Genomic DNA, 20,020 nt, shown 5'->3' with positions numbered 1-20,020 from the left:
CCGATGCCGATCTCAGAAGCCCAACTCGACACGTGGTCGCACCAGGGAGCGGTGACGACGAGTAGCACCACTTACGCAACCATCAAAGCAGCGATTCAGCGACCCGGCCTGGCATATAGCGGTCTGGTCTACCGGGTCTTCCTGCAAGGTTCATACGGCAACGACACCAACATCCACGGTGTCGACAGTGACGTGGACGTGGTCATCTGCCTGGAAAGCACCTACCACGGTGATCTGTCAGCGCTCTCCGTCCTAGCCAAGATGAGCTATCACGCGGATCATCCAGGTCCCCCCGCGTACCAGCTCTCCAATTTCAAGAACGACGTCCGAGCAGCTTTGGATGCAGCGTTCCCCTACGCTGTCCACGGTGGAAGCAAGGCGCTGCATATCGCGGCTAACGGAGCCCGGCGCAAGGCCGACGTGATCGTGGCTACCAATTACTTCCAGTACTCCATGTACGTCAGCGACGCGTTGGAGTCGCACACATCCGGGATCACGTTCCAGACCGCCGGCGGCAAGATGCTCGTCAACTATCCGGCGCAGCACAGCGTGAATTGTACGGCTAAGCACCAGGCGACAGGCAACAGGTTCAAACCGACGGTCCGCATATTCAAGAACATACGCAACCGTCTCATCGACAACGGCCTCATTGGCGCTGGGACTGTTCCCTCCTACTTCCTGGAAGGACTACTCTCTAACGTTCCAAACAACCTCTTTGTTGCCTCGCGGCAGGCCACGGTGTCAGGCATTCTGACCTACCTGCAGCAGGCCAATCGTGCCAACTTCATGTGCGCCAATGGGCTACACCCTCTCCACACCGGTGATCCCGACCTGTGCTGGCAGGCTACCCAATGCACCGCCTTCATCAATACCGCCAATATTTGGTGGCTGCTCGCGATTTAGGGATCGCTATATCAGCCTAGGCTTAGGGGGAAGGGATGCCTGTAAAAACAATTGACCAATTTATGTGGGGATACCAGGAGCACCTGCGCATCCACATTCAGTCACGACTCAAAGCCGTATTTGAGGCATTGGGCATCAACCTAAAACCGGACGTCTATCTAATAGGCGTACGCAAAGACAATCCACTGAATCCTTACAGTGTCCACGCGGTGTGCATCGAACCTGAAAAGGGGCCCTGGACCCAGGCGATGTTTTCCAACATGCATGCGCGGGTGAACGCCATCAAATCCACTCATCCGATGCAGAATACATTCCATAGCGCGAAGAAATTAAACGACTTGATTCCAGAGCGAATGCACCGAGACTCGGTTCGCACGACGATACGTGAATCCGTCGAGGCAATGAGTGATGCGGACCAATACGAGGCCTTCGTCGGCATCCCCTATCCGATCGAAGACTACTACGTGACGCCGGTCGTTCGAATCATCAATGAAGTATTTGATATATACCCAAAGTTGCAGCCGGCTGAGTCACAGCACCACGAAACTCTGATTCCCACGTTAGTACACAGTGTCGTCAAGACCATGTTCGGTGAGCTGAGTGTTGAAATGCAGTTGCCGGTGCCCGGTGACACTCACTATATGTACCATCGATCCGCCCAGGAATTGGCACGCGACGCTGCCGACAACTATTTCCGCAGGCTTGTATCCGTAGTTTGTGAAGACCCGTTCCATGGCGATGCCTTTAAACACTTAAGTGAAGTGTCCGCGCTTCTATATGAAGGAGCAACGGGACACGGAAGAATGCTCTTCGTAAAGAAGGACGACCCGCGCATTCACTGGGACTTTAAGTTCCAGGAGCCAGTCCCGCTGTCCGATGCTCGCTGGGTTCGGAAGACCCTTCAGGTAACTTCAAGCGAGAGCCTCCTGGTATGCAATGGCAGTGCGATCCTCGGTTTCGGACGGATTGGGCCCGAGTATGGCTTGGATGTAGAGAACTATCTTGAGATCGACTTTGTAGATCGATTCTCCTGGGAGGTCTGGTGTGGCGGTCGGATGCGCATGTCCTGCAAGCAGGGAATGCCACAACTACCCCTGGACTTGTTAGACCATCAGAGATTCCTGGAAAACTACAAGCGCATATTCCCTACCCAAGACCAGGAAGTCGCCGACAAACTTTGGAAAATGGTTTCCTCCGCTAGGCGAAACGAGCGTGCCTGCATGATTGTCGTCGCGAAGGACGCGGCCGAAGAAGCGCGCCGACTGGAAAAGCAAGGGACTATGATTCAGCCGACACCCCTCACCGAGGCGTTGCTGTTACAGGTAAGCGGGATTGATGGCTCGATCTTGCTGGATCCAGATCTCAACTGTCATGCGGTTGGCGTAATCCTTGACGGCCCTTCCCATCCACGATGCACACCCGCGCGTGGGTCGCGTTATAACTCTGCGATTAGATATGTATATGCAGAGGAGAAGAAAAGGCTTGCGATCGTTCTCTCTGAGGACCGAACGTTCGAGTTCATTCCTCTGTTGCGCGCGCAGGTAAATCGGGAGCAATTCGAAGAGCAGGTCGGCGCGCTCGAGAGGGCTGACCTAAATAGCTATAACGGCCCACGTCTTTGGCTTGATGACCACCGCTTCTACGCCACCAGAGACCAGTGTGCGCGCATCAATGCGGCGCTAGATCGAATAGAGAATCTTCCCAAGGACGTTGGCGAGATTGTATTGATCACTAATCGGTTCCAGGCCGACCCGGAGATGAACGAGTCGTACTATGACGACTACAAGGAACCGGAATAGCTATTTATCCAGCTCGTCGGCAGTACGCTTTATGATTTCGGCCGCGGATACCTTCATGGCATCTGCCAATCGGAAGATAGTGTCCAGGCTGGCATAGAACTCGCCTCGCTCCAGATCACTGATATAGGTACGGTCCAATCCGCTCAACGCTGACAGCCTCAACTGACTAAGGCCCGCACGCTTACGCGTGGCCTTCATCGCTGAACCGAACGCCTTCTTGAGCTTCTTCGACACCGGCTCACCTCCCCATTCCAGTGGGGAGCATCGGTGTCTTGACACTTTCAGGCGACGGGATATAGGCTACATTTTCCGATGTCGGATACCGACTACATAAGTACTCAAGCAGCCTAGGGATTTTCACCGGGCGGTCGGTTAGGACAAGGGGTATTTGAACAGAGGCACGCGCTGCTGAAGCCATTCAGCGGAAGGATGCGCACGCCCCTAAACCAAAGGGATCCTTGGTATGCAGCACCTGAAAGGAATCATCAGCACCGCCGCGGTAGCCATCGCCCTACTAATTACGGGCTGCGACCAGGTGGCCAAGCTAAACCCCTTCTCCCACGCAGATCCGCATGCCTTTCCGGAGACATTGCGAGATGTGATTCCCACGCGTGTACCAGGAAGCCCGTCGGCGGACGTCGGATACCCCAGGTTGGCAGTCTCCCTGACTGGCACCTACAAAGATCGCACGATGGGGATGATTGGAGAATATCGGGACTGCGGCCACTTCCATGTCACAAAGTGGGTGTCCGCAACATCCAGTGACACCACCGATTTTGATGTATGCATCGAACACATTGACGAAGCGAACATCTACGGCGTCTACGTTCCTCCATACCAGAACGCTGCAGCTGAGCGCAGCACTTATATGCACCAGCTCGAATCCCAATGGACGATGGTCGTACAGACTGGCGGAGTCCACAGCAAGGAATACCAGCCGATGGGGCCGAGATGGACCTCGGGGCCACGCGCAGCCCAGTTCTTTGTACCACCGTCGTGGATTCCCCATTGGGGGCAGACGGATGCCGCAGCCCGCTTGATCAATGCGTTCGTGAACTATACAAGCGGCGGGTTCGGTGCGACGGTAGATCCCAGGGTCTGGTTCTATCAAATCGACCAATACAACTAGGTTTTCATTCCCTTTTCCGGACGCGATCGTTTCTTTGGCTTCTTCGTTCGAGGAAATGGTTTAGTCGGCAATGCTTTGGACTTCTCCGTATCCACGAAGAACCTTGTCTGCTTGAGTGTCCGGACACGTATACCGACGATGTACCCCCTTTCAATCGCTCTCTTTAGCCTAGCCGGGTGGGCACCTACTCGCTTTGCATATTCGTGAGCTACCACGTAGCGACGCGGCCGCGAAAGAATATCTCGGATAAAGCCCATCTCCGATGGGTATCTTGACCCGTTCGCCCAACGCAGAAATCTTAGGAAGCGATCTCTTCCGTGAGTGCTGGGGACTCCAAGGTAACCTTGATCGACACCCGCAGCAGCACGAACTAAGGAGTCCGGCCACCCCTCCAGCATCATGGCAACTCGCTGGTGGACATGCTGACTATGCTCGACCGTCTTCCGGCTGTTCAGCAGATTGACGCCGCAATATCTTGCGAGAACGTCGATTATCTCCGTAGTCACTTCCGCAGATCTGTGTTGCAACTGCAATAGCGCTTGATCACAGATCTCTGGCGCAGGACGCCCCGATAGCTTGGCATGGAGTAGCTGAACGAGTTGATACTCGGTGGCGCTGGGACGCCACGGCCTAGCCACATCGAGCGCCGCGCCACACCGACACTTAAGCACGCCTGGCCGGTCCCACGTAATTGAACGCCTGCAACTGGGGCAGGCATCCAACAATAGCCTGCGATGTCTGGGGCACGCATACAGGGTGACGATTTCCCAAAGATAGGATGCAAAGCCGTTTTCCCTGACACACTCGGGACAGATCCGGGTTGTCTTTTTGAAGACCAAGCCTCTATGAAACGCCAGAGTTCCGCGTACTGCGAATGATTGCTTTCCTATTCGCTTTCCAACCCAGGCATTCGCAAGGAGGGTTTCCTCGGGCTTATTGGCCAGATCGGCAAACAACCTGATGAGGGAGCCGTTAGTTGTATGTCCTTCGTATCCCCACAACTGAACAAGCGACATAGGGCTTCGATACCCATTGGCCTCAGACAATCTGACAAAATATGAGAGAAGACTTTCCTCGGTGTTAATTACTGGCGTCCGGAGCAACGGCGGCACCTTTCTAGTCACGGCCGTCAAAACGGGTTCTCCCTTCTCCCCGTCACTCGTCCATTCTTCGCGTGACCTCGCCTGGTAGTCGGCCGCTTTGTGCCAATTTCCTTGAGGCGGTCTACTTGAATATCCTTCGCATCCAGGGCGATAGTGAAGGGGTTACCAAACAGGACATCATGTTCATGGACCTCTTCGTCATAGGCATGCGCCAGGTCTTTCAAGGTAACAATGGTTCGTCGGCTCTCTGCCGCTGTCTGTACTGCCTGACGCAAGATCTTGGCTACATACCCCATCAATCCGCCGGATGCTAAGTAAAAGCGGAAAGACATCTCCTCGGATTCCAAGTCAGGCAGTTCGAACGGTTCAAGCCCCTTTTGCCACAGGCCCAGGACGGCCCTATAGGTCCGCCTTGCTGATGAGGATCGCCAGTCAAGGCGTCGCATGTATATTGGCCGGGAGAAGCGCCCGCGCAGTTGTTCATTTCCAAGAAGGGTTGCGTTGGCATGAGGTAGACCTGAAATCACGATACTGATGCGTTCATTTTGGATCAGTGTTTTTAGGTAGTTCGTGATGTAATCAACCACCTCTTCGTACGGGTGGTCGGCCACGTGCTGAAACTCCTCCAATATGATCAATATGACTCCGCACCCACGAATGAAACGAATTAGCCTCTCCTCCAGTTCGCCAATGCGGGCCCGCCTGTGAGCATGTTGATCGCCGAGCGCCTTGAGGAGTAGCGCTAGAAACCCCGCCTTCTCTGGTTTTGGAGGAATCTCGACCCACAACACCGGGCACGTGAGCCCGTTTTCGTCTCTGGTAGGCGGATGCTTCGCGACGAAGTTCTCAATTACGAAAGTCTTTCCGGTGTGCGACTCACCTAGAAGGGCGGCGCAATTCCGCTTCGCCCTACGGCGAGCACGCTTGTAGCAGGTCTCCAGCTTCGTCATCGCAGCGCTGTATTCGGCCGTTGTTATCTCGACGCGCTCCACAGCATCACTAAGAGCATCCCAGTCGATTCTCTGCCTGGCCGAGATTGCGGTTACCTTACCCATTGTGCGGCCTCCTCAGATTGCTCAAGATCCGAAGGCGCGGCGAGAATTCCTCGCCATCTGCGGGACCGGAACTCGTTTCCTCTAAATTGCTTTTGACGGGGACCTGAGGCCGGTGCTGCACAACCACTGCTTGCCCTTGCGTAATGAGCGGCGCTTCTGCAGCTCGTTCTCCCCGTCGGTCGTCATCCATAAATCGGGCAGCTTGAGTTCGAAGGCGCAGGCCTTGGTTAGCTAGGCAATGGCTGACAAATTCTCGGAGTGCCTGCTTGGCCAGTAACAGCCCCTCGGGATCTCCCGCCAGAATGCCTTTCCGCCGCGCGTATCTCTTGATTACCTTGTGCTGCCATGCCGTAAGCCCAGTTGCGTACGCTGCCTGGATGGCTTTCACTCGGATATAGCCGATTCCGCCCAGTCGCTGGACATAGATATAGCCAAGATTCTCGGGGTTGTACCGGACCCTCAATTGCTTAACTGGCCCAAGGATCAGATACATTTCCTTGAGCTCTTCGGAGTTATAGATCAGTCCATTTAGCTCTATGCCATACGTGAACAAGGACCGAGTCGTAGGGAAGGAGAACAAGAGATCCAGCTTCGCTAGGTTCTCTTCAGTTCTTATGTACATCCCGCTGGTGTGCCTATCCCAAAGTCGAGCTGGTGCGTCATGCATAACACTGTGTATCTCTTGATGGTAGATATTGGTGATCCAGTGGAGCATTGCCTTTTCTAGCTCGCTCTTAGTCATGACCGCATGCTTGAGCGGGTCGTACTCACCTTTCTCGAATATGTTGCTGAAGGTTGTGCCGGGCGTGATCATGGAGACATTGCGATTGATGGTACCGAGGGCCCGTTCGATCTGTGGCTTGCCCCACGGCCGGATCCTCCCGCAGTAGGCGAGCGTGATCCCCAGTTCGTTACATGCCGATTCAAGTGCTTTGCCGTGGTGGACTAGAGCGTTGTCCACAACGATTCGATTAGGAATTCCGTAGCAACCCCAGGGCCGGCTCTTTGGGCCTAGTACCGCCTGCAGATGATCCTTCTTGCGAATGCCAAATTTTAGGCAAGCGGCGACCGCCCCGAATTGGGTGCCGCCATACCTCATATGAAAGCCGTGGTACGACCGACTGAACGTGTCGGTGGATGCGGTGACAATTGGGCAGCCGAGCGGAAGGCCCGTAATGTCATCGACTACGAAGACATTTGCACGAGTATCATCCATGCCCACGATTTCTAGCGGTGCTGTTGCGACGTAGTGACGCATCCCCCCACGGGCGAACTGAAGCGCCGCTTTCGGGCCGTGGCGGGCCACAAGTTTGTCGACGGCTGGAATCTTGGCGACCATCGATCTCACCAGCCGTTCGCCTGGCAACGGCAGCTGCAGGGTCGCGGGCCGCTGGTGGTTTTCCCTGACGATGGTCGCCATGGCGTCCTCGAGAGTCGCCTTGAGCGTTCCCCGTGTAAGTTGCATGTAGACCCTGGCGATGGACTCGGCCACGATGTGCCTGATTTCGGGCATTCGGGGCTTTCGGTTGCCTTTGGCGTGATGCTTATCGACCAAAGCCATGATCGACCGATCGCCCGCCAGAAAGGTACGACACCAGCGGTAGACGGAGTGGGGATTGGGCCCCTTAGCGCTAATGGTGGCTTTCGATACCTCTACGTGCCCCCGGCGCCCTCGAAAGGCGCGCCACAGACCCGGCAACAGAGGTTCGATCTTCTTCGGTGATGTTCCAGACGGAAAGACTTGCAAGACCTGCTGGACAAAGTAGAGCTTGAGCCTTGCCCTCTCCTGAGCCTTTTCGTCTAGCTCCTCGAACAGACGTATTTCGGCCGCGTTGAAGTATTCGTTATTCGCGACTTGCGGCTCATGCAGACGCCCTTCCAGAACCAGTTGGCTTCGGACATCTTCATCGCGAAGCGTGGTGACACTATCATTCTCTAGGTTCGTTACTTCCCAGAGATCCGGGCCTAGCTTGCGGTCTATACGGAAAGGCACATCATTGATCGTGACCGTTGAACTGGTCCCAAACTTCTTGTCGTCCATATGTCCTCCATATGGCTGCGGGAACTGGGGCTGGGGTCTGCTGGGATGGCGAACGGTGGTGGTACACCGGCCGCCAAGCCAATGGTCTTAACGGTTAGTCGGTGGGCGGTGGTCGCGCTGCGGCAGCCGCCCACCGTACTTCTGTGAGGTCCCCAAGGCCGCAGCTTAGAGCTATTTGCACATGTCCGGTTAGGTAGAGATTGCAGATCTTCGGTAAGCCGTGTTCGCCGAGAAGGCCCTGACGTACATCACGCATGATTATTGCTGGATTGGCGAGGAAGATGTGACGGATTCGCTCACGCTCAATCTCTGAAACCGGATCGCGGCCTAGGAAGAGCACTTTCTTTGCTGTCGCTACGCGCTCTGGAAGATTGCGGACGAATCTTTCAGTGTAGACCTCATATTTGATTCCGAGGTCACTAAAGCCATGTTTCATCATGGCGGTACGGGCCTTCACATCCGGGTGGTTCGCTTCTGCCTCGTATTTGTATTCAATAACAAGCCGCCGGCCACCAAGATGAACGAGCCGATCCGGATAATGTGTCAGGCGTTCTTCCACTCCGCAGGTGGAGAAACGCACTCGGACGACAGCTGGTTGCGCCTGGATATGAGTCACGGCGGGATTGACGTCAAACATGATGTCGCCATCAAGCTCGAGCTCGGATTCGCAATGGAGCATGTGCCCCATCCGGAAGGACGGGTACTTGGCGGTCTTGCGGCTATTCGCTCTTGATATGACCCGCCGCGCCAGTTTCCCGACGGGCATCCAGGTCACGTCGAATGAGGTAATTGATTCACCGATGGAATTGAAGTGGTCCATTTCGCTTCCCTGCGACCGCTGTACTGCTCATACCTATTACGGTCCGGTGGTACATCGGAGTCGCGGAAAGAGGGAGTGAGCCTTTGTTGGCGATTTATGCTCGCCAGTGCCGGGCGGGATAGTGGTGCTTCTTGGATTTTTGAGCTGCTTTATTAGGACATTTGCAGCTTTTGAGGGCGCCGGATCACGAAAAAACTGCTGGCTAGCCCGTTAGTTGCACGTTATGGCGGTCACCGGCAAGCAGCGGAAAGCACTCTTTGCACCAATTGAGGCACCCCGACAGCCGCCCTCCATTGACAGGACAATCCTGTCTGCTATATTGCAAATACGAATCATTCTCATTTAGTTTTAGGGGATCACATGCGATTGCGCCGATGCCTGCTGCCCGTGGCACTGCTGGCCGCCGCCGGTGCGGCCCGTGCCGAGGAGGGACCGGGCGAGTTCCTCAACGAATACGAGGTCAACTCCCCCTACGTGGTCGGAGGCGAGACCGAGGTGGAGATGCGCGCCACCCAGTACCGGGACAGCAGCCTGGTGCTGGACCAAGGCCGCGGCTACGTCCTCTCCTTCGCCCACGCCTTCACCGACTGGTGGCGCCCCGAGGTCTACGTGGGCAAGTGGCTGCGCGAGCCGCGCCAGCCCGCCGACCTCGTGGGCTACGAGTTCGAGAACACCTTCCAGCTCACCACCCGCGGCGAGTACTGGGCCGATGCCGGCTTCCTGTTCGCCTACGAATACGCCACCCACGAGGGCGAGCCCAACGCGCTGGAGTTCGGCCCGCTGTTCGAGCGCGATTCGGACCGCATCCGCCAGCGCCTCAACCTGATCTGGGAGAAGCAGCTCGGTTCCCTCAAGGAGGAGACCGGCTACGAGCTGCGCGCCTCCTACGCCGCGAACTACCTGTGGAGCCCGAAGTTCTCCCCCGGCATCGAAGTGTTCGCGCGGGATGTGTTCTGGCAGGCAGGCCCCGCGTTCTCGGGCGAGATCCACTTCGGCCGCAGCGAGTTCGAGTACGACGCCGGCCTGGTGTTCGGCCTGAGCGCCAGTGCTCCCGACGCCACCCTGCTGCTGCGCCTCGAGTACGAGTTCTTCTGAGGAAGCCCATGTCCTGCCAACGTCTGAACCTCATCCGCATCGCAGCCCTCACGGCGATGCTGCTCGCGCTCGACGCCTGTAAGTTCACCAACGGCCCGCCGCCCACGGAGAACGAGGCGGCGGACCCGCCGGAGGTGGTCATCGGCGAACGACTCTTCAAGGACACCCGCTTCGGCCACTACTTCGCGGCACAGTCCGGCGGCGACGTGAACGCGTCCCTGGGCGTGGGCGAGTCCGTGGTGGAGGACGTGAAGACCTTAGGTCAGCCGCTGCCCGGTCCCATGGCCGGCGAGGCGGTGAACTGCCTGCAGTGCCATCTTGTGGAACAGCTCGCCGGCACTGCCGGCGGCGGCATGCGCGCCTACGCCGACTTCGCGGCCCGCTCGCCCATGCCGGCGCGCGCCGAGGACACGCTGCACGGCGGCTTCACCGCCCGCAACGCTGCCAGCATGGTGAACGACGCGCGGCACGGCGGCGTGGACCGGGTGCTGCACTGGGACGGCGAGTTCGGTTCCATGCAGGACCTGGTCACCGCCACCCTCACCGGCCGTAACTTCGGCTGGATGCCCGGAGAGCAGGAGCAGGCGGTGCACCATGTGGCCCAGGTGATCCGCTTCGACAGCGGCGAGGGCGCCCTCGCCCGCAGCTTCGGCGCTCTGCCTTACCGCGTGGTGCTGAGCTGCACTGACCAGAACATCCCTGCCATCTACCGGCTGCCCAAGTCCTACTGCCTGGACGTGGCGCAGGCGAGCGACGCCGAACTGGAAGCCGCGGTGGCGAAGCTCATCGCCGCTTACGTGGACAGCCTGTCCTTCTTCCAGGACGAGGACGGCCGCTTCAACGGCTCGCCCTTCGACCAGTTCCTGATCGACAACCACCTGCAACGGGAGCCCGCCGCCGGCCAGTCGCCCCACGACTACTCCGCGGCGCTGCTGCGCGCGCTGGATGCGCGCAAGGACCTCAAGCCCGTTGAATGCTGCACCCAGTACAGCGGCGGCAAGGCCTTTGCGTTCCACGGCGGACGCCCGTTCAAGTTCGGCGCCGCGGAGCTGCGCGGCCTGCATATCTTCCTGGCGCGGCCCGTCGGCGGCGGCGCGCCGGCACCCACGGAACTGGCACAGGGCGGCATCGGCAACTGCGCCGCCTGCCACGCGCCGCCGGAGTTCAGCGACTTCGGCATGCACAACACCGGCGTGGCGCAAGCCGAGTACGACGGCGTGCACGGCGCCGGCGGCTTCATGGCCTTGAATGTGCCGACGCTGCCGCAGCGCGACGCGGACCCGGACAAGTACCTGCCGGTGACGCCGCAGCATCCTCACGCACGGGAGCCGTTCCGCGCCGCCTCCATCGCCGCCGACCCCGACAAGGCGGACCTCGGGGCCTGGAACATCTTCGCCAACCCGGACTTCGCCAGGCGCAAGGCGTCCTTGCGCAAGTTCCTGTGCGCGATCGATACCCACGAGTTCGCCGATTGCGGCGCCGGCGATGCGGCGCTGCTGGACCGCTCGCTCGGCGTGTTCAAGACCCGGGTGCTGCGGGACATGGGTGACTCGGCCCCGTTCATGCACGACGGCGGCTTCGATACCCTGGAGCAGGTGGTGCGCTTCTACCAGCACGCGGGCCGGTTGGCCCGAGCCGGCCAACTGCGCAACGCCGATCCCGCCATGCAGGGCGTGGTGCTCAACGACGGAGACGTGGCCGACCTGGCCGCCTTCTTGGGTTCTTTAGACGAGGACTACAGCGATTAGATTTTTATCTTAGTCCCGATGCCGCGCTTGAGCGCCGCGTCGTAGACCAGGCGGGCCGCGACGGCATCCTGCACCGCCACACCCACGGACTTGTAGAGGGTGATCTCCTCCGGCGACTGGCGGCCGGGCTGCGTCCCCGCCAGGATCTCGCCGATCTCCACGGGCGAGCGAGCCTCCTTGAGGTCGTTCGCGCCGGAGGGCGGCGGCGCAAGCGCCGCGGCGCGGGATTCCACCGCCACCCGGGCTCCCAGCACCGCTTCCGCATCCAGTTCGCGCCCCCGCGGGTTGAGCCCCACGGAGTTCACGTGCATGCCGGGTTCGAGCCAGGCGCCCTTCACCACCGGCTCTGCCGCGTGGGTGGTGGCGCAGATCACCTGCGCCCCGGCGAAGGCCTCGCGCCCGATGGGCAGTGCCCGCGCCTTCACGCCGAGCTCTGCACCCAGTTCCTGTGCCAGCGCCGCCGCAGCGGTACCATCCCGCGCGGCGATGCGCAGCTCCTTTATCTTGCGCACCCGCGGGATGGCGCGGGCATGGCTCGCCGCCTGCACACCGCTGCCCACCACCAACAACACGGCAGCCTCCTCCCGCGCCAGCGCCTTGGTAGCGAGCGCCGAGCCTGCGGCGGTGCGCAGGGCCGTGATGGAGGCGCCGTCCAACATGGCGAGCGCGGCGCCCGTGTCCGCGTCGAACAGCATCACCACCGCCTGGTGAGTGGGTAGGCCCTTGGGGCCGTTGCCGGGGAACACGCTCACCAGCTTGCAGGAGAGCGTGCCGCCGGAAGGCAGATAAGCGGGCATCACGCCCAGGAGACCGCGCTCCGGCACCTCGGCGAGGGTGCGCGGCGGCATGGAGGCACGGCCGGCGGAGAGTTCCACCATGGCGGGCGCCAGCGCCGCGATCAGCGCGTCCATGTCCAGCAGGGATTCCACCTGCTTGCGGTCCAATAAAAGCATGTGCACTTATCTCACTGGTTATGGATTTAAGAACCAGGCTAAAAGCGTTACGAGCAATGGCAGGACAAGGCGCGCGAGGCGAGCAGGAAGGAGCGTACATATAGTACGTGACCGACTGCGAGTCCGAAGCGCAACGAAGTCATGCCGAGCGCAGTAGCTTTTAGTGCACCGGCACCGGCCGCCGTTTCTTACCTGTCATCTCGGCCGCCGTCTGCTCGATGTTGTGCACGGCGAAGTAGTCGAAGTAGCCCCAATCCCCGTAACGCGGCTTGAGGTTCGCAAGCACCGTGTCCGTGAGCCCCTGCCCCGCCTTGCCGGCGCTCTGGGCAGCTGCCACCGCGGCCCTGAGGGACATCAGGTAGTCCCGGAATGCCGCCACGCCGGAGCCTCGCGCGACTTCTCCATGACCCGGCACGAAGGTCGCGTCGGGGTAATCATGCAGGAACGCATCGTTCGTCCCGATCTGCTGCATCGTGTCGGCGTCTATCAGGTTCGGCAGGTCATGGTTCCAGAAGAGGTCGCCGGTGAACACCACCTTCGCGTCCGGCACCACCACCACCGAGTCGCCGCCGGTATGACCCGTCATCACCCGCACGATCACCTTGCGCTCTCCCAGCCACAGCGTCACGCCGTCGTCGTAGACCAGCGCGGGCAGCGCGAGGGATTCCACCTGCTTGCGGTCCTCCGGCTTGGGCGCGGGGCCGAAGAACTTGAGGTTCTCGGTGCGCTCCCAGGCCCGCACGTTCCGCTGCGCCATCACCGTGGCTCCGGCGGCGGCGAACACGCCGTTCCCCGCCACGTGGTCCAGGTGGTAATGGGTGTCCACCACGTAGCGCACCGGCAGCGGCGTGGTCTTGCGGATCGCGTCCAGCAGCGCCTGGGACGCCTCCGGCACCTGGAAGGTGTCCACCACCAGCACCCCGTCCGAGCCCACCACGAAACCGGCGTTGCCACCCGCGTGGCTGCCGGGTACCGAGATGGCCGCCCACACGCCTGGGCCCAGCTCGTGCAGGGTGAAATAGGCCTTGGGCGCATCCGCCGCGACGGCGCCCTGGGCGGCGAACAACAAGAGACCGGCGGTCACGATCCTGCGCAGCATGGTCCGCTCCTGGACATGGGGGTCGCCGGATTCTAACGCCGGCCGCGATTATTTCCCGCATGCGGCAACCCTGCCGCCAATTGGGGCATCCTAAAGGGAATAAGCACGACTCCGGGGAACCGCCATGTGCCTGCGCCTCTGTTGCCTACTGCTCTACCTGGCCTTGCCCTGCACCCTGCACGCCGAGGATGGCCCCTCGCCGGACAAGCTGGTGGGCCTCTGGGGCAGCGAGCAGGTCTACGGCCCCGCTGCCAAGGGTCCGCTCACGCTGGATGGGCGAGGCTCCGACTGGCAGGCGGAGGTAGCCGGCTTCCAGGCAGCGGTGCAGCACGCGCGCGACGAGGTCAGCTTCAGCCTGCCCGGCGACCAGGGCAGTTTCCGCGGACGAGTGAGCCGCGACGGCACATATATAGAAGGCTTCTGGACCCAACCCACCGGCATCACCTTCAACATGGGCTATGCCACGCCTCTCAGGCTGACACGCTCGGCCAAGGGCATCTGGCGCGGCGAGGTCAAACCCCTGCCGGACCGGGCCTCCTTCTACCTTGCCGTGAGCCGCGATGAGCACGGCATCCTCAAGGCCTTCCTGCGCAACCCCGAGTTCAACTTCGGCATGCGCCGCCTCTACACCATCACCCTCGACGGCGACCAGGTGAAGCTGGACGACAGCCTGCGCAAGGGAGACGTGCTGCGGGGCCACTACGACTCCGAGCAGGACTTGCTCTCCATCACGCTGCAGGGCATCGGCAGCTTCGACTTCACGCGCCGCGACCGGGACCATGCCCTGGGCTTCTATCCCGTGACGCCGGCGGTGGACCACTACGCCTACCGCCAGCCGGTGCCGGAAGATGACGGCTGGCGCACCGCTTCGCTGCGGGAGGCGGGCCTGGACCCCAAGCCCCTGGAGGCGCTGGTGCAGTCCATCCTCGATACCCGCACCGAGGGCTTCAGCACGCCCTACATCCAGGGCCTCCTGGTGGCGCATCACCGCAAGCTCGCGCTGGAAGAGTACTTCTACGGCTTCGATGGGGAGCGCGCCCACGACAGCCGCTCCTCCGGCAAGACCCTGGCGGGCACGCTCACCGGCATCGCGCTGGATCACGGCGCCAAGTTCCGCCTGGATTCACCGGTGGTCCCTCTCTATCCCCAGTACCGGGATCTCGCGAACCCGGACCCGCGCAAGCGGAAGATCACGGTGCAGGATCTGCTCACCATGGATTCAGGCCTGGCCTGCGACGACAACGACGATGCGTCCCCCGGCAACGAGGACGCCATGCAGGAGCAGAAGGCGCAGCGGGACTGGTACAGGTTCATCCTGGACGTGCCCATGCAGGACGAGCCCGGCGACAAGAAAGCGGTGTACTGCACCGCCGCCATCAACCTCCTGGGCGGCGTGGTGCAGCAGGGCACCGGCATGCCGCTTGCGGACTTCTTCCAGCGGTACTACGCCGGGCCGCTGGACATCCGCGACTACCACATGGACCTCATGCCCACGGGCGAGGCCTACATGGGCGGCGGCATCTACCTGAAACCGCGGGACATGCTCAAGCTCGGCCAGCTCTACCTCGACGGCGGCACCTGGAATGGCAAGCGCGTGCTGAGCCGGGCCTGGACCGAAGCCGCCACTGTCCAGCATTCCTACTTCCCGGCCTCCGACTATGCGCCGGGCCACGGCTACGGCTACACCTGGCACCTGTTCGAAGTGCAGTACGGCGGCAAGACCTACAAGGAATACATGGCACAGGGCAACGGCGGGCAGCTCGTGATGGTGGTGCCGGCGCTGGACCTGGCGGTGCTCATCACCGCCGGCAACTACGGCAACTTCCCCACTTGGCGCAAGTTCTTCGAGGACTACATGCCGCGCTACCTGATCCCCGCTGCGCAAAGCGGCCACTGAAAAACGTGACGCCGCATCGCTGCGGCGTCACATCGGCCTTCCTTGGCCCCTCCAGCCGGGTGCTGTCCCGGTCTCAGTGATGTACAGGTGCGTCGTATTCCTTGTAATGGAGCAGGCGCAGGTCCGTGTGGTCGCGGGCGGCCTTCACCGGCGCTGCCTGCGGCTGCGGCTTCTGCGCCGCCTGCCACTCCTGGGCATGCTGGATGCGCGCCTTCTCCAGCGCGCCGCCCACCATGTCCAGGAGCTCGTCTAGGCTCTCGCCCGGGTAGTACTCCACGATGCCGATGGTGAGGTTCACGTTGACGAGGCCCGCCATGGTCTTGATGGCCTGGGTCTCCACCATCCGGTGCAGCAGTTCCGCGCAGGCGCGGCCGCCCTTGAGGTTCGAGCGCGGCAGGATCAGGCCGTAGAGGCCGTCGCCGACCCGGCCGAGCGGGTGGTAGCTGCCGTCATCGGCCTCCTCCAGGCCCAGTTTCGCCATAACCTTGGTCACGCGCTCCACCACCTCGCGCAGCACCTGCTTGATCACCATCTCGCCGTAGCGCTGTTCCAGCCCCGCGAAATGGTCGATCTCCAGGAGGCCGATGCAGAAGGTGCCGCCGCTGTTGTCGGTGCGCTCCTTGCAGCGGCGCAGCTCCTCGCGGAAGAACGGGAACTTGAGCGCGATGGTGTCCATGTCCTGCATGGTCATGGCGTGGATGCGGCGCTTAGCCTCGTCCAGCTCCTCCGCCTGCCGCGCGTTCGCGTCGTGCAGTTCGGCATGCTCGTCGTGCGCCCTGGCGTAGTCATGGGCGCGCAAGTACATGAACGCGCACAGCGTCAGCGACACCAGCAGCGTGTACAGGGCATCGCCGTGGCGGGCGTCGCGCGGGTCGAACAGGCTATAGGCGAAGTCGTTGAGGTAGAGGGCGAGGTACACCCCGGCCAGCACCGCCACCCGCCGCGGCGAGAGCCGCGTCAGGCCGATGGCGAGCCACAGCAGCGACATCAGCACGATCTGCGGCTGGCTCAAGGGAGCGAGCAAGGTATACAGCCCGGCACAGATCGCCACGCCCAGCAGCGACTGGGTGAAAGCCGCGCCGGGATCGCCGACCCGCTCATCGAAGCCGGTGACCAGCATCAGCGCCACCAGCACCGAGGCGAGGACCGCGGCCATGGCGAGGCGCACCGCCCCGTCCAGGCCAAGCACCGGCTCGAAGATGGGAAGCATCGCCGGCACCAGGCACACCACGTAGGCGCCGATGCCCGAGAGGTAGTTCTTCACGTTCAGGTGTCTCATGCGCTTCTCCTGGTCGTCCTGCTTGCCGGCGCCATGCCGGAAGGCAGTCGGACACATCGATCATGTGAGGGACATTCCACACCCGTGGGATTTATGGCCCCATCGGCGGAAGGCTGAATAAGACCTAGTCCTTTCCCTGATTTTTTGCGTAGGAACCATCTGCGTGGAGATGGCGGGCAGCCGCGAAGGGGCCGTGCATATATATGAGGCATCCCGGTTGCGGGCATCCGAACCCGCCACGCCTCTGAGCGCGCCCCCTCGGCGGCCTGCTGCTGCACCTCGAATGCGCCTGCCGGGGACGCCATCCTGCACGCGGATCTAACGGTGTTGGGGCGGTTTTACAGCCTCTCCCTGAGGGCCTCCTCAGGGTTTCCCTGAACCGATCCAGCCGGGCCCCCGCATTCCGTCATCCAGGCTTTACATAAGCGCAAATCATGTCGCATCGCACTCAGAGACTGCCCTAGACCCGCTTGCTCCCAACCCTGGCTCCGATTCAGCGGAAATCCGATACGACTGAAATGCGTCGGCTGCTGAAATGTGTCCCACATAAAACGCGCTCAGCGCAGGGAGATAGAAAATGAAAAGCCAGATGCTCAGTAAGTTCGCGGCCCTGATCCTCCTCGCCAGCCTCGCGGCCTGCGGCGGCGGCGGTTCAGGCCTCCTCACCGATCAGGGTGTGACCTCGTCCCTGCCCGGCTCGTCGGGCCCGGCCTCCAATCAGGTCCCCACCCTCACCTACACCGGCTTCGCGGTGGTGCACGACAACACCGAGACCGGCTACAGCGCCAAGGTGGTGGTGTTCTTCAGCGAGGACATGGACCCGGCCAGCCTCAATACCCGCACCTTCATCGTGCGCGGCCCGGACTCCAAACCGGTTGCCGGCGCGATCGACTACCTGGGCGTCACCGCGGTGTTCACCCCCACCGGCTCCTTCACCGCGGATACCTCCTATACGGCCGAGATCACCACCGGTGCGCGCAGCGCCGCGGGCGTGGCCATGGCCAAGGACCGCAGCTGGAAGTTCCGCACTCCCAGCGCAGCCGAGCTCACCGGAGTGCTGGTGAAGGTGGCCTCCACCTCGCCCTCGGACCTGGAGATGGACGTGCCCCTCAACACCGGCGTGAACGTGACCTTCAACCGCGTGATGGACCCGGCGACCATCAACCGCTCGACGTTCGTCGTAGCCGATCCGGACGGCACCCCGGTCGCGGGCGACGTGCACTACACCGGCGTCACCGCCACCTTCGTGCCGAGCGTGCCCTTCGCGCCCAATACCTCTTACCGCGTCTACGTCAGCGACGGCGCCAAGTCGCTCTCGGGCGTGCCCATGGACGAGCACTACCACGGCGTGTTCACCACCGGCACCACCCTGGGCGCCGCCGCCCCGCAGGTGGTGCTGAACTCGCCCATGGATCAGGACACCGGCGTGAGCCTGGGCACCGCCATCGCGGTGTACTTCGACCAGGCCATGGACACGCGCAGCATCAACAGCGCCAACATCGCCGTGTTCGCCCCGACCGGCGAGCAGCTGGACGGCACCGTGACCTACGCCGGTACCACGGCGGTGTTCACCCCGGCCACCGCGCTGCTGCCGCAGTCCGTATACACGGTGCGCGTCGCCGCCGCCGTGAGCTCCGCAGGCGGGGCGCAGATGGGCAGCGACTACTTCTTCAGCTTCACCACCGGCAGCTTCAGCCTGGGCGCGAGCCTGGCGCCGACGGTGATGTTCTCCGACCCGGCGCCCTATGCCACCGGTGTCGCCCCCAACACCAAGATCAGCATCGCGTTCAGCGAGGAGATGGACCCCACCACCCTGACCACCGACACCATCCGCGTGACGGATCAGGACGGCAACGCGGTGGCGGGCACGGTGAGCTACCAGGGTTCCGCCGCCTTCTTCGTGCCGGCTTCGCGGCTCCAGGGCGGCATCACCTACACGGTCACCGTGAGCGGCCGCGTGCAGAGCCTAGTTGGCACGGCCATGGGCGCCGATCTCAGCTGGACCTTCACCACCACGATGCCCATGTAAGGGAGCGCGGTACCCCATATCTGGCGGGGTACCGATGCTTGAGGGGGAGGTGCAAACCTCCCCTTTTTTTTGCCCGCACCCCGGCCCGCCGCTGGACTAGAATTACCCGTCAGCCGGTACGGAGGACGCCATGGCCGCCAAGAAGCCCAGCAGGAAGTCCAAGGCCCCCGCGCGCAAGCCCGTCCGGAAGGGCGCCGCCAGGGGCCGCAAGGTCAAGCCGGTGCCGGACGGCTACCGCACCGTCACCTCCTACCTCTTCGTCCCCGGCGCCAAGCGCCTCATCGAGTTCCTCAAGGCCGCCTTCGGCGCCAGGCTCCTCTCCTGCCACGAAGGGCCGAACGGCGCCGTGAACTACGCGCTACTCAAGATCGGCGACTCTATGGTCATGCTCTCGGAGCCGCGCGATCCCTGGAAACCCATGCCCTGCGGGATCTATCTCTACGTGGCCGACACCGACGCCGCCTATGCCGCCGCCATGGCGGCCGGCGGCATCAGCCTGATGGAGCCCGCGGACCAGTTCTACGGCGACCGCAACGCCGGCGTGCAGGACCCCTGCGGCAACCAGTGGTGGATCGCCACCCACATCGAGGACGTAACGCCCAAGGAACTGGAACGGCGCATGCAGGCCATGTAGCCTGCCCTACTGATCTCCAACCGCGAGGAGTCGTCATGGCCAAGTTCACGCTGCTGGATAGGTGGTCACCCCAGATCCTGAGCCTGCTGCGCATCGTGGTGGGCTTCCTGTTCCTCTGCCACGGCTCCGCAAAGCTCCTGGGCTATCCGCCGGGCATGGACGGCGTCCACCTCATGTCGCTGATCGGCCTCGCCGGCATCCTCGAGCTCGTGGGCGGCGCGCTGGTCTGCGTCGGCCTCTTCACCAAGCCTGCGGCCTTCATCCTCTCCGGCGAGATGGCGGTGGCCTACTTCATGGCCCACGCACCCCAGGGTTTCCTGCCGTTCGTGAACCACGGCGAGGCGGCGGTGTTCTACTGCTTCGTGTTCCTGTACCTCGCGGCCGCCGGCGGCGGCCCGATCTCGCTGGATGCGATGCTGCGCAAGAGAGGCTGAGC

General features: G+C 61.8%; 16 protein-coding genes. 9 read left to right on the top strand and 7 right to left on the bottom strand.

Translation table 11 applies throughout. The features are described from left to right. The first annotated feature begins 3 nt into the window (after positions 1–3). Together VF651_06280 and VF651_06275 are read left to right on the top strand one after the other, a co-directional pair. A complete protein-coding gene (locus VF651_06280; GenBank protein HEX7965307.1) occupies positions 4–903 on the top strand; it encodes a nucleotidyltransferase in 900 nt (299 codons plus the stop codon). A gap of 35 nt (positions 904–938) precedes the next feature. Beyond that, entirely contained in the window at positions 939–2,702 is a 1,764-nt protein-coding gene (locus VF651_06275) for a hypothetical protein (GenBank protein ID HEX7965306.1), read from the top strand. Here the strand turns inward: VF651_06275 and VF651_06270 are convergent, their stop codons facing one another. Then, positions 2,703–2,936 carry a helix-turn-helix transcriptional regulator gene (locus VF651_06270; GenBank protein HEX7965305.1) on the bottom strand — a complete coding sequence of 78 codons (234 nt, stop codon included), beginning with the start codon at positions 2,934–2,936 and terminating at the stop codon, positions 2,703–2,705. A gap of 229 nt (positions 2,937–3,165) precedes the next feature. On the opposite strand from VF651_06270, the gene VF651_06265 reads away from it, so the two are divergent. Next, on the top strand, positions 3,166–3,831 hold the full coding sequence (locus VF651_06265; GenBank protein HEX7965304.1) for a hypothetical protein: 666 nt from the start codon (positions 3,166–3,168) through the stop codon (positions 3,829–3,831). Positions 3,832–4,960: 1,129 nt separating this feature from the next. Here VF651_06265 and VF651_06260 read toward each other — a convergent pair. From VF651_06260 to VF651_06250, 3 genes are all read right to left on the bottom strand, one after another. Next, positions 4,961–5,989 carry a TniB family NTP-binding protein gene (locus VF651_06260; protein HEX7965303.1) on the bottom strand — a complete coding sequence of 343 codons (1,029 nt, stop codon included), beginning with the start codon at positions 5,987–5,989 and terminating at the stop codon, positions 4,961–4,963. Next, on the bottom strand, positions 5,982–8,030 hold the full coding sequence (locus VF651_06255) for a Mu transposase C-terminal domain-containing protein (GenBank protein ID HEX7965302.1): 2,049 nt from the start codon (positions 8,028–8,030) through the stop codon (positions 5,982–5,984). Before VF651_06255 ends, VF651_06260 begins: the two co-directional genes overlap by 8 nt. A 94-nt stretch (positions 8,031–8,124) precedes the next feature. Next, on the bottom strand, positions 8,125–8,850 hold the full coding sequence (locus VF651_06250; GenBank protein ID HEX7965301.1) for a hypothetical protein: 726 nt from the start codon (positions 8,848–8,850) through the stop codon (positions 8,125–8,127). 360 nt (positions 8,851–9,210) lie between these two features. On the opposite strand from VF651_06250, the gene VF651_06245 reads away from it, so the two are divergent. Next, positions 9,211–9,945, top strand: a complete 735-nt coding sequence (locus VF651_06245; protein ID HEX7965300.1) for a hypothetical protein — start codon at positions 9,211–9,213, stop codon at positions 9,943–9,945. Positions 9,946–9,953: 8 nt separating this feature from the next. Next, positions 9,954–11,693: a hypothetical protein gene (locus VF651_06240; GenBank protein ID HEX7965299.1), complete on the top strand. Its 1,740-nt coding sequence runs from the start codon at positions 9,954–9,956 to the stop codon at positions 11,691–11,693. On the opposite strand, the gene VF651_06235 is transcribed toward VF651_06240, so the two are convergent. Next, positions 11,690–12,646: an ornithine cyclodeaminase family protein gene (locus tag VF651_06235; protein ID HEX7965298.1), complete on the bottom strand. Its 957-nt coding sequence runs from the start codon at positions 12,644–12,646 to the stop codon at positions 11,690–11,692. The two genes, VF651_06240 and VF651_06235, sit on opposite strands and share 4 nt — an antisense overlap. Positions 12,647–12,806: 160 nt before the next feature. Beyond that, positions 12,807–13,745: an MBL fold metallo-hydrolase gene (locus tag VF651_06230; protein ID HEX7965297.1), complete on the bottom strand. Its 939-nt coding sequence runs from the start codon at positions 13,743–13,745 to the stop codon at positions 12,807–12,809. A 124-nt stretch (positions 13,746–13,869) separates the two neighbouring features. Between VF651_06230 and VF651_06225 the strand changes: the two genes are divergently transcribed. Further along, positions 13,870–15,642, top strand: a complete 1,773-nt coding sequence (locus VF651_06225; protein ID HEX7965296.1) for a serine hydrolase — start codon at positions 13,870–13,872, stop codon at positions 15,640–15,642. 73 nt (positions 15,643–15,715) lie between these two features. Here VF651_06225 and VF651_06220 read toward each other — a convergent pair whose 3' ends face one another. Further along, positions 15,716–16,921 carry a diguanylate cyclase gene (locus VF651_06220; GenBank protein HEX7965295.1) on the bottom strand — a complete coding sequence of 402 codons (1,206 nt, stop codon included), beginning with the start codon at positions 16,919–16,921 and terminating at the stop codon, positions 15,716–15,718. Between the two features lie 577 nt (positions 16,922–17,498). Here VF651_06220 and VF651_06215 point away from each other — a divergent pair. The 3 genes from VF651_06215 (at position 17,499) to VF651_06205 (ending at position 20,018) form a co-directional block, all read left to right on the top strand. Next, positions 17,499–18,950 carry an Ig-like domain-containing protein gene (locus VF651_06215; GenBank protein HEX7965294.1) on the top strand — a complete coding sequence of 484 codons (1,452 nt, stop codon included), beginning with the start codon at positions 17,499–17,501 and terminating at the stop codon, positions 18,948–18,950. A 130-nt stretch (positions 18,951–19,080) separates the two neighbouring features. Continuing rightward, a complete protein-coding gene (locus VF651_06210; GenBank protein ID HEX7965293.1) occupies positions 19,081–19,584 on the top strand; it encodes a VOC family protein in 504 nt (167 codons plus the stop codon). A gap of 35 nt (positions 19,585–19,619) precedes the next feature. Next, the gene (locus tag VF651_06205) at positions 19,620–20,018 is read left to right on the top strand and encodes a DoxX family protein (GenBank protein HEX7965292.1); all 399 of its coding nucleotides are present in this window, start codon (positions 19,620–19,622) and stop codon (positions 20,016–20,018) included. The last annotated feature ends 2 nt before the right edge of the window (positions 20,019–20,020 follow it).

Source organism: Gammaproteobacteria bacterium (assembly GCA_036383255.1).
Lineage (GTDB): Bacteria > Pseudomonadota > Gammaproteobacteria > Natronospirales > REEB76 > DASUBN01.
This window is presented reverse-complemented; position numbering and strand designations above follow the sequence as displayed.